General features: G+C 64.9%; 8 protein-coding genes, 1 other RNA gene and 1 pseudogene. 2 read left to right on the top strand and 8 right to left on the bottom strand.

The features are described from left to right. Positions 1 to 45: 45 nt before the first annotated feature. Positions 46 to 201 carry a hypothetical protein gene (locus ABZS51_RS19750; protein ID WP_175587533.1) on the bottom strand — a complete coding sequence of 52 codons (156 nt, stop codon included), beginning with the start codon at positions 199 to 201 and terminating at the stop codon, positions 46 to 48. Positions 202 to 416: 215 nt separating this feature from the next. Between ABZS51_RS19750 and ABZS51_RS19745 the strand changes: the two genes are divergently transcribed. Next, the gene (locus ABZS51_RS19745) at positions 417 to 1,307 is read left to right on the top strand and encodes an alpha/beta hydrolase (protein ID WP_355442757.1); all 891 of its coding nucleotides are present in this window, start codon (positions 417 to 419) and stop codon (positions 1,305 to 1,307) included. A 37-nt stretch (positions 1,308 to 1,344) separates the two neighbouring features. Here ABZS51_RS19745 and ABZS51_RS19740 read toward each other — a convergent pair whose 3' ends face one another. From ABZS51_RS19740 to ABZS51_RS19720, 5 genes are all read right to left on the bottom strand, one after another. Next, positions 1,345 to 2,412 (bottom strand): serine hydrolase domain-containing protein, encoded by a 1,068-nt coding sequence (locus ABZS51_RS19740; protein WP_355442754.1) that lies wholly within the window; start codon positions 2,410 to 2,412, stop codon positions 1,345 to 1,347. Positions 2,413 to 2,753: 341 nt separating this feature from the next. Beyond that, positions 2,754 to 3,197: a hypothetical protein gene (locus ABZS51_RS19735; RefSeq protein WP_355442751.1), complete on the bottom strand. Its 444-nt coding sequence runs from the start codon at positions 3,195 to 3,197 to the stop codon at positions 2,754 to 2,756. Between the two features lie 109 nt (positions 3,198 to 3,306). Then, positions 3,307 to 4,158, bottom strand: coding sequence for a hypothetical protein (locus ABZS51_RS19730; protein WP_355442748.1), 852 nt, complete (start codon positions 4,156 to 4,158; stop codon positions 3,307 to 3,309). Positions 4,159 to 4,250: 92 nt separating this feature from the next. Next, positions 4,251 to 9,749 carry a LamG-like jellyroll fold domain-containing protein gene (locus tag ABZS51_RS19725; protein ID WP_355442745.1) on the bottom strand — a complete coding sequence of 1,833 codons (5,499 nt, stop codon included), beginning with the start codon at positions 9,747 to 9,749 and terminating at the stop codon, positions 4,251 to 4,253. A 1,113-nt stretch (positions 9,750 to 10,862) separates the two neighbouring features. Continuing rightward, positions 10,863 to 11,057 carry a hypothetical protein gene (locus tag ABZS51_RS19720; RefSeq protein ID WP_355442742.1) on the bottom strand — a complete coding sequence of 65 codons (195 nt, stop codon included), beginning with the start codon at positions 11,055 to 11,057 and terminating at the stop codon, positions 10,863 to 10,865. A 35-nt stretch (positions 11,058 to 11,092) separates the two neighbouring features. Between ABZS51_RS19720 and ABZS51_RS19715 the strand changes: the two are divergent. Further along, positions 11,093 to 12,096 (top strand): annotated as a pseudogene (locus ABZS51_RS19715) (IS5 family transposase). Between the two features lie 19 nt (positions 12,097 to 12,115). Here ABZS51_RS19715 and ABZS51_RS19710 read toward each other — a convergent pair. Next, positions 12,116 to 12,664 (bottom strand): pyridoxal-phosphate dependent enzyme, encoded by a 549-nt coding sequence (locus tag ABZS51_RS19710; RefSeq protein ID WP_355442739.1) that lies wholly within the window; start codon positions 12,662 to 12,664, stop codon positions 12,116 to 12,118. 280 nt (positions 12,665 to 12,944) lie between these two features. Next, positions 12,945 to 13,328, bottom strand: a transfer-messenger RNA (tmRNA) gene (ssrA, locus tag ABZS51_RS19705). Between the last annotated feature and the right edge of the window lie 393 nt (positions 13,329 to 13,721).

Below are 13,721 nucleotides of genomic sequence, written 5' to 3'. Positions count from 1 at the left end.
ATTCCGCCGGGGGGGGGCGCCCGCCCGCCACGCCGGCGACCGACCTCACCACCAGTACCGCCGCCCACCGACGGGACGCCCGACCGATCCGAGGACGAGGAAGACGACGCCGATGAGCAGCAGGATGCCGCCGATCGTGTAGAGAATCGAGATGCCGAGCAGCCACCCCAGCACCACGAGAATCAGACCGAGAATGATCACATTGCCCTCCATGGACAACCGGGACTGACCCGGACTCGGCTCTTCCACTTCCCCACCACCGATCTCTAATCACCCTCGTTCCAGATAAGTCTTCGACCTGGGCTTTCTTCGATGATTTCGGCGGAACCCCCGCGCCGGCACGCCCTCCGCGCCGGAAGATCCGCCCAGAACGAAACCATGTGAGCCATAAGTCCGGCACCGGCTAGATTGCCGGAATGCGCGAAGTGATCACCGTGGACGGCCGCACGCTGGCCGTCGAGGAGTGGGGCGTGCCCGACGGGACGCCGGTCATCTATCTGCACGGCAGCCCGATGAGCCGGCTGGCCCGCCACCCCGACGACGCCCTGTTCACCGGCCTCGGCGTCCGCCTGATCACCTTCGACCGCCCCGGTTTCGGCGGCTCCACCCCCCTGCCCGGTCGGCGCGTGGTGGACGGGGCCGACGACGTCGCCGCCGTCGCGGACGCCCTCGGGCTCGACCGCTTCGCCGTGTACGGCGTCTCCGGGGGCGGGCCGCACGCCCTGGCGTTCGCCGCCCGCCATCCCGGCCGCGCTTTGCGCGTCGCCTCGATGGCCGGGCTCGCGCCGCGCGACGCCGGGGGGCTCGACTGGACGGCCGGCATGATGGACGGCAACGTCCGCAGCGCGGGGGTCGCCCTGCGGGACCGGGCCGCCATGGTGGCGTACCTCGCCGCGGAGAGCTCCGGCACGTCGGGGCCTCCGCAGCTTCCGGCCACCGAGGCCGCCGTCCTCGGCCGCCCCGAGATCGGCTCCATGCTCGCCGCCGCGTACGCCGAGGCGGTCCGTCCCGGCCTCGACGGCTGGGTGGACGACGTGTTGGCGCTGTTCGGCCGCCCGTGGGGCTTCGACCCGGCCGCCATCACCGTGCCGGTGCTGCTCTGGCACGGTGAGCTGGACCCGGTCGTGCCGGTCGCCCATGCGCGCTGGCTCGCCTCCCGCATCCCCACCGCGACGCTCACGGTGCAGCCGGACGCGGGCCACGCCGGCCACTTCGACGCCACCCCGGCCGCGCTCGCCTGGCTTCTGGAGCCGCCTCCCCAGCCAACGGAGGCCGGCGGGCTCGCCGGGCTCGCCGGAGGCGGATGAGCCCGGCCGGTGCCGCCGCGAGCGGCTCAGGGCCCGGTCAGCGTGAGGGGGCGCACAGGGCGGCGTCGAAGGCGTCGAAGAGGTGGTCGTCGCTCTTCGGGGTGCCCGTGACGTACACAGTCGCGGCCCGGCCCGCGCGGTCGCGCCCGCTCAGCACCCGCACGCCCGGCAGGCCGCCGTCGTGCATCCAGACCGAGCCGCAGCTCAGCCGGTAGGCGTAGACGCCCAGGCCGTAGCGGGCACCCTCGGGGTCGTCGGCGCGGACCGCCCCGGCGAGCATGGTCCGCAGGGTGCTCTCCGGAACCGACTGCCAGAACCGGTTCAGGTCCTCCGGGGTGGAGACGAGGCCGCCGCCCGCCCCGAACACGTACCCCGGCAGCAGCGTGAGGTCCTTCTCCCCGGCCTTCGGCGCGGTGGGGTCGACGCCGTACGTGTGCGCGTGCCCACCCCGGATGCCCAGCTCGCCGCTCTTCGGCCAGTACGTGTCGCGCAGGCCCTTCAGCACGCCGTCCGCGGTGACCTCGCGGAAGTCCTCTCCGGTCACCTTCTCGATGAGCATGCCCGCGACCAGGTAGTTGGTGTTGGAGTAGAAGTACCGCTTCCCCGGCTGCGCGACGGGCTCGCGCGTCAGGGCCAGCGCGAGCTGGTCGGCGGGGGTGGCTGGCTTGGTCCAGTCGATCAGGTCGACGTACTCGGGGAGGCCGCTGGTGTGCTGGAGCACCTGGCGGACAGTGATCGGGGCGCCCCGCAGCACACCCGGCAGGTAGTGCTCGACCCGTTCGTCCAGCTCCACCTTGCCGTCGCGGGCCAGCTCCATCATCGTCACGGCGACGACGGACTTGGTGACACTGGCCGCGCGGAAGCGGCCGTCATCGCCGACCATCGGCTCACGGGTGCCACGGCGGGCGGTCCCCGAGGTCCAGGTGGTCGTACGGCCGCTCGTGTCGCGCACGGAGAGCACCGCACCGGCCAGGCCGTCGCGCGTGGTGAGCCGGTCGAGCCGTGCCTGCACGGTCTCGCGTGGGGCCACGGCGGCCAGGGCGGGCGAGGCGGCGCCCAGCAGGACGACGGCGGCGGTCGCAGCGGCGAGGCACTTACCCAACATCGTGGACATCTCCTTCTATAAGGGGTGATGTCCTTATCTTTGGCTCTCCGACCTTCATGATCAGTCATGCGGTCAGGTCTCTTGCAGGGGGGCTGGCACCACCATCGCCACGCCGCGGCGTGTTGCACCCGGTCACCCCGGAACCACATATACAACGCAGAAACGGCGGTGCCCGTGAGGACACCGCCGTTTCTGACACCACGACGCCGCAGCGGCGTCGTACACAGGTGGAGGTGCTTAACGCTTACTCGAACACCGCGGTGCAGATAAGGGCGCTGCGTGATGTGCTCGACAACCACATTGAGGCTTCTTAGATATCCCCGGCCTGCGGGGCCGACCCATCAGGAGTAGGTGAGGGCTGGGAGTGCATTGCTAATCCGGCTCGTGCTGGGGCCGACTGCTACGCCGCTGACCAGGACACAGCCGCCCGCGGACGATCCCCGCGCATGCGACGGCGACATCGCCGCCACGTCGTCTGACCTGCTGGGGCGATCTCCGCGCCTGCGGGGGCTGACGCCCTTGCCGTCGCCATGTTCGCCGTGGAACCCGCAGCTGTTCTGGCGGCCTGCGGAGCGGGTGCGGTGCAGCTCGTAGTCGCCCAGGTCATTGGAGTCATCGCCCGGTATGCGATCGGCGTAGGCCGCCACGATAGCGATGCCCCACGAGATAGCTGTGGTCACCGGCTTGAGCGCCACACCAGGAACACCCCAGGCGATCACCAGCCGCGGGTGATTGGCCATCTCATCGACCAGACCGTCGCCGCCGTAGACGTCCTCGCTCGCCATGTCAGCAGGTATGGGTCGATGACGCGCTCCAGATGGCGGACGAAGCACGTCAACCGAGGCTGATGGCACCCGAACGCGATCCACTTCTTGCTCGACTGTCGCAGGCAGCTCACTCCTTCACGGGATCACACAGTGCGGAGCTATCAGAGGCGCATTTGAGGCTAGCGTCCACGACATACAAGCTTCTCACCATCGGATTCTTGGAAATCGCGAGCAGAGTCGCGGCATCATACTTTTCGTAGATTAGTCCATATATCAGCCCGCGATGCGAAACTGCCGTCAAACTCTTCAGGTCTAAACCGAACGCCTTAAGAGCGGGCTGATCCTGGGACCGCAGAGTGGATACCCATTCAGCGAACGGGGCAACATAAGAACGCCCGTCACAAGTCCGACCGCAGTAGAGGCTATTACCAAGAGGCGGTTCACCTCTCCTCAAGGAAAGGAGAACCCGCTGTGGTTGAGATAGCCCAACATTCCTGTCGAGCAGCGCATCTGTCACGGGTTCGGCAAGCTCGGCAACAGCTACGGCCTCTACACTGGCACCCATATTGGAGAGCAGTTCTCGTGTGTCTTGAGAGTGTTCGACGTTGTCTTTAGAAGTGGACAAAGTCTTGAGCACACGGCCCAAGCGCGTTTCAGGTAGCTGCGTCACCGTCGTTACGCCTGTTTTTGCGTCGTATGCTACCGAAACCGTCACTGCGCCAACACTTCCCGCCATGAAGGAACCGATAGCCTGTGCCTTCAGTGTAACCGCCAGCCCGCTCGACGTTCTCTCGCTATCCGGGGCAGGATTGAAACTGTAGTCGGGATGGGCGACCGAAAGCGCACTTAGAGCGAACTCCGCAAACGCTTGATCGTCTCTGTAAAGGCGCTCCTTAGGCTCCCCGCAGGCAGCGAGTAGCACGATCAACCCCACCACTACGGAAAGCAGCATTCGACATGGCGATCGATCGTCATTCATCCCTACCTCGATCCTTGAGCAGCCTCAGGACAGGCCGGCGTTTGACACATGACGACGGCCCGTCCTGGCTATGACTCATCTAGCATTTGCTGCTACTGCGGCCGTACGTACTTTCCTTCAATGAGCGGCTGCATTCGCTTCCCGTTCACAGTCGCGCCTCCACCGCAGTGCGGGTGCCCGGTTTTGTATGTGGTCGCTCCACCTGGAGGCCAGCCTGCGAAGGTAAGTGGTCGACAACTGATAGCCGCCTCCACGACATCATTGGACTGCAGATTTTCGCCTTTGACAGGCGGGTGCCACAAGATCAGCTTTGCATCCATCCGATGGCTGAACTTGTTGAGTTCACATTCATTGAGATTCTCAGGAACGCACTCCGCCTCGACGAATGGCGGCATGTTCCACACCTTCGGATCGGCGTACTTCTTGGGGTCGGGAGCCCGTTTGTACTCTTCTGTGCTGTACTTGCAGTCCTGACCGACCTCGTTACTCTTTGCTGCACCGACATTTATCGATCCGGTCCTGGGAAAATCAAATGCGAAGCCCAGGCCAATCTCCGTTTTGTATCGGACATTGGTGAAGCAGGCGGTACCCGTGCTCTGCATCTCAAGGTTTTTCAGGACATATTGTCCCGTCTTGGTATCCCAGATCTCCTTTTGGGAGCCGATGCTGTAGAGCCGCATATAGTGCTGGAGAACGTCCACCTTCCATCGCCTGGTGGTTTGAATCGGCCCTTGGCCGGTCTGCTGCGTCTCCCACTGATGAGTGAGCTGGATTCGCGCCCAGAAATTCTTCCAGATGGGGACATCCATATAGGCCGCCTCGACGAATGTCAGCGGCGTGGTGACAGGGCCGCCTCCCCCTGCACTCGCGCCGCAAACCTGGACTAGCCTGCCATCGGGCTCGACAAAGCCGGAGCATGGGTCACGACCGTCGGATGAGTCCTCGTAAGCCGGCAGTGGAACGTCGATGGTTGTCATGTTGCCGCACCGATCGAAAACGTGGATCGAGAGCGTTGATTCGATTGGCTCCACGACTCCAGATGTGCCTGCCGTAGAGCGGGTGCTGACCGCACCATGACTCGATGCGGTCGTCTCGGTCCACGTGCGGTTAACTTCGGTGGTGACGCGTACGCTGCCGTCTGCCAGGGGCTCCACAACCGCGTTGGCCAACTGCACAGAAGATCCTGTTCTGGCGCCACCCGCCTGCGTCAGCGCCTGTCGCTCTTCTACAAGAGCAGCGTTCAGCAGAGACAGCTTGGCGGTGCTGGGAGCACTGGCGGTTACGCCTGGAGCATCCCAAATCGTATTGGCTCTACCCTCCAGGACTGTGTCCTGCGCCTGGTAGTAGGCCTTGACTCGAGCGATGTATGTCTGTGCGCCGGATCCACTCAGGACCTTCGCACTTTGTTGCTGCCGTCCATCCAAGAAGGGGATGCAGCCTTGGGAAGGGTCTGGCGGGGGCGGCGCGGCTTTGGGCGTCACGGAAGCCGTTTCCCAGCCGCTCTTACCGTAAGCGGTCTTTGCGCGCACCTTGATATTGTAGGTATTACCGTTAGTGAGATTGGTGATGCTCGCGTACGGATCCTTCACCTCGATGGTTTTGATCACCGCGCCTCCGCTGTCGGCAATCTCGACATCGTAACCATCGAGAAGAGCGACGCTACCGGTTCGCTCCGGAATGCCCCAACTCGCGATGGCGCTCGCGTCTCCAGCCCTTGTTGCCAGGTTCAGCACCTTGCTCGGTGGGCCCGCCAGGACGTATGTGAGCGTAAGCGACGGCTGCTCGGCAGCTGCAGCATCGGCGAAAGTGACCACCTCGTCCTTGTTTGATGTGAGCAGGAGCCACTGGTACTCACTGCCAGCGATATCAGCCTGCGGACCGCCGATCGGCAGCGAGTAAGGGGCTGTACTGGTGTCGGCGTCACCCGTCAGCTCCGACCCCTTCGACTCTGCCGTAACCGGATGTTTAAGTGGGGTCGCAGTGATGACCGCGTCCGCAGGGCAGGTGCCGGCTGGGCAGACGGCCGTACCGAGTTTGAGGATGCCTTCCGCCACGGCGGCTCCATCAGGGAGCTCGTCGAGCCTGAATCCAAGCACAGCGGCCGTCTTGTCCGCTCCGGTGCCGCCGATCCGGATTGCTGCGTCACCAGTCACAGTGCAAGGCGCACCGCTGCAGGCGGTGGGATCAGTTCTGGCCGTCTTGATGACGAAATTGTCCTTGAGGAGCGTGACCTGCTCAGCCTCCTCTACGGGATCCGTCGGTGGCGTGCCAGGGGTGGTGAAGGACACGGGTGCGGTCTTGGCTGTGCAGACTTCTTCCAGGCCATCTGATGCGGGTGTCGCGACAGCAGCCTGGCTACGCGCGATGGCAGAGTCTTCGTCGTCGGGGTTGTCGGTGACTTCCAGGTAGTCGAGGCTGATGCCTAGCGGCGCGTTGGAGATCGCCAGTTCGATGATGTTGTCTCCGGCCTTCAGGCCGTTGAAGGTGGTGCTGTAGTCGGTCCATCCGCTGACAGACGGAAAGACCACGGAGGTGACCGGTCCATCATTACTGCTCAGCCACATGGTCGCACCGGGGCTGATGTAGCGGAAACGCAGAGTGGCGCTCGTCCCGGTCGTATGGATGGTCCACCTTGCGGTGGCTCCTCGCTCGCTGCTGGTTACCGCACCATCGGATGCGTCTTGCGGCGGGTCGGTGAGAGGCGTGAAGTCGTTCAGCGTCGCCGACTCCGCTTCATACCGTCTAGCTGTGGGGGTGGGGGTGGGGGTGGGGGTAGGGGTGGGAGTGGGGGTGACGGTTGGCGTCGGTGTAGGAGTTGGTGTGGGCGCCGGATCGCCGCCACCCCCAACACTAGCCTGGCCCACAGCACAGGCCACCATGTGCCATCGGTAGGTACGTCCTGGCTGCACTGCATTGGCGGGAACCTGCAGCGACGCCCGTTGCCCGCCGTAGACGGTACGTGAACCGAGCGGCGTCGCGCCGACGGGCGCACCCTTGTCGTCGTACAGGTAGTACTTAGCGGTTACCGGGCCGCCCGAGGGGCGGTTGACCATGCCGGACAGGATCGGCTGGGTGGGGTCTTCCATGCCGGTCTTCGTGTCACCCGGCAGGACAGGAGCGTCGCTGGTGATGCGATAGGCCGGGCTTTCGTTGCAAGAAGGGGGCGTGATGCCGCTGCGGCAGGCCTTCACGACGAACTTGAAGCTGGCCGGGTTGTCCAGTGTGAATACCTTGTCCAGCACCTTGCCGGATGGGATGTCGTTGTTGGTGGTGGTGCCGGGGACACCGACCATGGTTCGGATCTCATCAGCGGCCAGGACCCGCTGATAGACATGGATGTCATCGACTGTCCCGTCGAGGGCCTTGGCCAGGACCCGGCCTTTACCGATCTCGAATGCGCCTTGAGCGTTCCAGGAGGGGGTGTAGTCACGCTCGCCGGCCAGCACGCCGTCCATATAGAGGCGCGCCTTACGGGCACTTTGATCATATTGGATGGTGACATGAGTCCATTCGCCGATTTTTACAGCCTTATCGGAAATGACCACAGTCTCGTTGATCCGGTCCGCCCGGTCTTCGGTGACCAGGCTTAACCACCAATGCTGATCGACGTCGCCTAGCCCCGAGGTTTCCAGCTTCAATGAGAAGCCGGGCTGATTGACGCCCATCTGGGAGAACACGGTCTGCGGTTCAGCACTGCTGTTCAGCTTCACCCAGCCGGCCACGGTGTAGCTCTGATTGGTGTTAAGCACCGGCTTGCTGGTGATGGCATACCCACCGCTCGATACTTTGAGGGCTTGTCCGAGCTGGCCGGGCACGCGACTGTAGGTGCCATTCAGAGCCAGCGGCAGATTTCTGCCCGAGGAGTCGGCTCCGCTCCCGCCGCTGGTCTCGTCCAACTTCCAGTAGGCCGCCTCGCCCGTGGGTAACTGCGCTGCCGGCGGGGCCATGGTGGAGTCGTTGACAGTCACCGTGTAATTCAGCGGCGTGGCCTCGGGCACGCTCGACTTGTAGGTCACTTTGACGTTGGTGCTACGTGCGATGGCGTCGTTACCGTTGATCGAGTCGATCGACTCGGCCGTCACGGTAGGAATCTCCGGCGGCAGCACCCAGTCCACGCTCAGCTTGGGTACGTTCTGGCCCGATACCTGCGCCCAGAACCTGAAGTCTTCGAACAGGTTTGCCGGGACGGGGAACTCGTCGGTCAAGCTCAGCATCACGCCATTGTTGGCCGTCCCCGTCGCCCAAGCCTGGGTCATCTTGGTCAGGTCCCAGCTCCATACCGCTCCGGCGGTCCGCGGCATCTCGCAGGCGTTGACGGTGAAGCGCCCCTCTGGAGTGGTAGCAGGCTGATTTCCCCAGAAGGTGCGATCTGCCTCCCAGGCCCCAGTGATCCGCTGGGCGACAATGGTCTGATATTGGCCGCAACTGGTGGCGTCCATCCGCAGCCTGAGCTGCATGGTCGACTTGACCACTTGCCGCCCGTTGATCGGGGTTGTGTCGAAGCTCATGAGTGCGCGCATGACGCGGTCCTCGTAGACCTTGCCTGTCCAGCTATCGCAGTTGCTGACGCAGACGCGGGTGCGACCGACCATGGCTGGGCTGCCCGATTGGCTATTGGGGGAAGCAATGGTGACTTCCTGCAGCACCCCGAGCGTGGTGGTCGGGTCCACAGTGACAGGATAGGAAGTCGCCGCATCCGCTAGCCATTTGGCGTCCGGCTTCAGGACGAGCATCGTCTTGCCGTCCTTGCTTTCCACCGACGTCTTCACCACAGCCCGACGGCCCGGCTGGTCTTTGGTGGGGTGCTCGGAGGCCGCATCCCACATCTGCGGGGTGGGGGCCGACACCACCGTCTTGCCCTTGTTGTTGGCCAGCGTGAGCCCACCGGACTTGGTCACGGTCAGCTTCAGACCGTCAGCCTGGACAGGGATACGGAACTCCACCGGCGCGCTTGGTCGCTCGCGCAGTACCACATTATGCTGGAACCCGGTCGGCAGTGCCGTTACGACCAGATCAGCACTTGGCCCCGCTGCGTCCCTGTACGTGGCCACATTGCCCTTAACATCAGGCTTGGGCAGGTCCTTGAGCCACGAGAGGGAAAGCTGCTGCCCCTTGCCGCGCTCCATCGACACGAATGGCACGCCACCCCCATGCGATAGGGTGATGTCCGCCTTCGCGAGTTTAGGCTTAAGACCGCCATCCTTCTCTACCAGAGTCGTATCGATCCAGGCCCACGTTCCATCGGCCTGCTTGAGTTGAGCGGGGCCACCATAGGTTTCCGTGGACAGATGGCCATCGGGATAGGCCCAGGTGCGGGAGGACTCCGTGTAGGACGCTTCCACCGCGACCGGCTTGTTGTGCCTCTTGGCGTCCTCGATCGCTGAACGCAGCGGTGCATCAGGATCCGTTGGGCGCGGAAATATCGTCTGGGCGGAAGCGTGCTGCGGCGTGACCTTTGGGTCCGGACCTGCCATCGCGGCCGTAGTCGTGCCTGCAACCAGCAGTGATGCTGACACCGACAGCACCACTGTCGACGCCAGGCGTCGACGCGATTTCCCGGCCGAACTCGCCGGGGTGACTAACTTGGTCACTAACACCCTCTGTCTGTAGTGAGTGGAAATGGCAAGTTATCTTTACTGACCTTGATCAGCACTTACAAGGTGACATAGATCACCATAGATCGGACAAAAAAGCTGTAACGTCACCGCAACGCGATTCGATATCTATGCACTCATGAGCAGCACATCCCCCGGCATCCCAGAGACCCAGCCCGTGGTGGCCTACAGACGATCCCCGCTTCCAGCGCAGTAGCAAGCTGACGGCTTGACGGCGACCCACCTACCGTCGGCGCAAATTCCACTCTGTTATCCAGTCGAGAAGAAGCCAACCGCATGAAATATCTATTGTTTCACGCATACGATTGTTAGATTGGTCGTGGCTACGTCTTTTCAGTGGCTTGCGCTCGCCGAGATGGGAATGTTGTTCCAACGGGGAGTAACCCGCACCCGGCGATACGGCCGCAAGGCGGCGGGCGACGGCGGGTCGACCATCGGGCGATCCTGTACGTGGCCCCTCGTCACGGAGCGCCCATGACAGATATCCCCGGCCGCCACAGATCACAAGCGGCTGCGCGCCATCCGCAGCGAACATGCCCGTCTCCAGGCTCGGATGGCCCGCACCGAGCAACCTGACCTCCACGCCGGCCGTAAGGCTTTGGGGACCGTCCTTGAGCTGCTCGCCCGGCCGCACGCGTTGTAGCGGCTCGCCGACGACAACGCCTGGCGAATGCTCAACCAGGCGTTCTTCCGTCAGCTCTACCTCGACGCCAACGGCGAGCCCCGAGTGACGGCAGACGAGGCGACCGACCCCGCCCCTCTCCTGCACTTACAACACAAAACGCGGTGCCCCTGAGGGCACCGCCGTTGATGACACGAGTGAAGGTGCTTAACGCCTACTCGAACACCGCACCGCAGACTGAAGAACTGTGTCGGGCGTTGGGCCTCTGACCGGCGGATAATGCGGCCTTGGCATACGTGTCCTGGTCGGCTCTCGCGGTGCGCAGCCGGTCGTCGAGCGTCCGCGATCGGCGGCGTTCTCAGAGCCTCCGACGCGCGGCTGTTCCGCCATCACGAGGCGATCGGCGCGAACATCCGCTCATGCCAAAAACGCGCGTCGCAGGCCGGCGCAGGCTAAAGGCTGCTGCGCTACCCCAGAGTGCCCGTGTACTGTCCCCCGTCCAGCCCTTTCCTGGCGGCCCACCCGTCGTCGCGACAGGTCGCCAGATGCCGATCGGCCGCGTCGCCGATCAGCGACACCACCGTGCCGGTCTCGCCTCTGGCCCGCATTCGCTCGACCAGTTCCAGCGCCGCCCACAACGCGGTGTATTGGGTCGTGATCAATCTGTTGATTCGGCCTCGTGGTGAGGTCTTGTTGCGTGACGCGAGTGCAACTGACGGACGCGGAGTGGGGGTTCATCGGGCCGTACCTGCCGATCGGCGAGTACGGCCCGTATCCCGAGCGGTTACGGCACCAGTTCGAGGGTGTGATCTGGCGGTTCAGGACCGGCGGACAGTGGAGGGAGATGCCGCGGGAGTTCGGTGCCTGGTCGACCGTCCACAACCGCTTCCGGCAATGGCGTGACGCCGGCGTTTTCGAGGCCCTGCTGGAGGGCCTGATCGCGGAAGCGGCGAAGCGGGGTGAGGTGGATCTGACCCTGGTCAGCATCGACTCCACCACCGCACGTGCTCACCACGACGCGGCCGGGAAGCACCTGGGCGAGGACGTCTTGGGGGCACTGGAGCAGGCAGCTGCCGAGGCGGAGAAGGCCAGGTCAAAGGGGGCAATGTCGAAGAACAAGACGGACAGGACGCCGAGATCGATCCCGAGCGGGGGGAGCGACGACGAGTCCGGCGCCGGCGGAAACTCCGGCTGAAGGGCGCCCTCTTGGGACGCTCCAGGGGCGGGCAGAGCAGCAAGGTTCACTTGGCCGCCGACCGTAAGTGCCGTCCACTGGCGTTCGTGCTGAGAGCGGGCCAGGCCGCGGACAGCCCACAGTTCATCCCCGTGCTGGGGAGGATACGGGTGCGCGTCCCCGTCGGCCGCCCCCGCACCCAGCCGGACGCGGTCGCCGCTGACAAGGCCTACTCCTCCCGCGACAATCGGGCCCACCTGCGCGGACGCGGTATCAAGGCAGTGATTCCGGAGAAGAGAGACCAAGCCGCCAACCGCAAGAAGAAGGGCTCCACGGGCGGTCGGCCTGTCAGCCACGACGCCGACCTCTACAAGGAGAGGAACAGTGTCGAGCGCCTGATCAACAAGCTCAAGGCCTGGCGAGGCGTCGCCACCCGATACGACAAGACCCCAGCCAGCTACCTCGCCGGCCTCCACCTGCGCGCCTCGATGATCTGGGTCAGGGACCTCACCCGTACCGCGAGTTGATCACGACTGGATACGCGCCCTAGGCGCCGACCGGCAGCCCGGTGACCTCGCGGATGTGCCGGGCCGCCGCCACTCTGGCCGCGTCGGGTACGGAGACAACCAAGTCCACGAGGTCAGGCCGGAAGCCGGGCTCGACGCGCGGCCGTCCGATGCCCTCGATCCACGAGGGCATCCCGGCGCCGTAGCCGGGCACGTCGAGCGTCCATCCCGGGAAGTAGGCGGAGTTCTCGGGATCCGCCACCGCGACCCGGCAGTCCTCACGGTGGGATCGGATCCACTGGCCGAGGGCGGCCGAGGTCGCCCCAGTGCCCGCACCCGACACCACCCAGTCCGGCCGCGACTGCCCGAACAACTCCTCCGCCAGCTCGTGCGGCGTAACCCGCCCGAACTGGTCCAGGAAATGCCCGCCGATCTCGCGTGCGGCGTCGTAGATGGCCAGTGGCAGCGTCACGAATCGAAACTCCCCGCCCAGTTCCTCAACCGGCCCCGTCCGAGCCTGGTCGCGCGCGCCCGGCATGACCACGATGTACGGCAGCCCGAGCCGCCGCGCGAACCAGGCCTGCGCCACGGCTGATCCCGGGCGCCGAGACCGGCAGCTCAATCAGCGGGGTGGGCTCACCCGCCGCCAGCACTTCGAGCGCCCGCGTGGTCCAATTCACCGTCCCACCATGACAGACGCGGCCCGGAAGATCGCGCCCGTTCGCCACGAGCGAGCCGATTAGGAAGTCTGGGCGGCGCTCCCCTGCGATGACCGGTCCCCCGATCAGCTCGGGCGCAGGCCAGCGCCCCGAAACGCAGGAAACCGCCCCTCACCTGCGATGATGACGCAGGTGAGGGGCGGTTTGATCTTGTGGAGGTGGCGGGAATCGAACCCGCGTCCTTCAACCCCAAGACAGGGCTTCTCCGGGCGCAGCCTGCTGTGCTTTTCTCAGCCCCGGCGATCACGCAGGCGAGTCGCCGACGGGCTCAGCCACTGTGAGATTTCCCGATCGCCCCCGTGGCCGGGTTGATCGGTTGAGCCTTCTAACGATGTCAGACACCGGGCCGAAGGCGCTCCCGGGCTGACAGAGGTTTCGCTACTTAGGCAGCGAGAGCCAGGGAACCCTGGCCGACCTCAGTGCGCTTGGAATTGGCACTTGTTGTTTGCGGTCACAGGATTAACGAGGTTATGTCCGCAGTCCTCGGCCCGCTTCACCTGACTTGCAAAGTCGAAGTCGAAGCCAGTCACCCCCTGTGCAGTTGTCAACACGATCCCCGCTCTCGCGGCGGCCGCGCAACATGAAGATACCCTTGATAACGGCTCCGATGCCAACTTGATTCCCGGAGTCCGCCGCGTGTTCACCGCCGAAAGCGCGTGACACCCGCCCGAAGGCGCGCGAAGCCCCCGGGGGCGCGGCCTGAAGCGCACGCCCCCGGGGGCCGACCGGCAGGGTCGAGCCGGTCCGACGGCAGGACTTCCCCCGAGATGAAGTCCTGGTCTCATCGCGATGACTGGAACCGCAACCCCCCGAGCGGCCCAGTCACTCTGTAAGACGCCACCGGAGGCCCGCCGGGTTGCTCCCTCGTGTCAGCGTTGCGCCAGCACCTGGTCACGGAACGACATGAGCGCCCTCACCCGGGGGCGG

This window comes from Nonomuraea sp. NPDC005501 (genome assembly GCF_040605905.1).
GTDB lineage: Bacteria > Actinomycetota > Actinomycetes > Streptosporangiales > Streptosporangiaceae > Nonomuraea.
The sequence above is the reverse complement of the archived record's forward strand: the minus strand, read 5'-3'. Positions and strand labels throughout refer to the sequence as shown.

Excerpts from the sequence above, each read along its gene's own strand:
- ABZS51_RS19745 (WP_355442757.1), top strand. The coding sequence starts at position 417 with ATGCGCGAAGTGATCACCGTGGACGGCCGCACGCTGGCCGTCGAGGAG.
- ABZS51_RS19740 (WP_355442754.1), bottom strand. The coding sequence starts at position 2,412 with ATGTTGGGTAAGTGCCTCGCCGCTGCGACCGCCGCCGTCGTCCTGCTG.
- ABZS51_RS19735 (WP_355442751.1), bottom strand. The coding sequence starts at position 3,197 with ATGGCGAGCGAGGACGTCTACGGCGGCGACGGTCTGGTCGATGAGATG.
- ABZS51_RS19730 (WP_355442748.1), bottom strand. The coding sequence starts at position 4,158 with ATGAATGACGATCGATCGCCATGTCGAATGCTGCTTTCCGTAGTGGTG.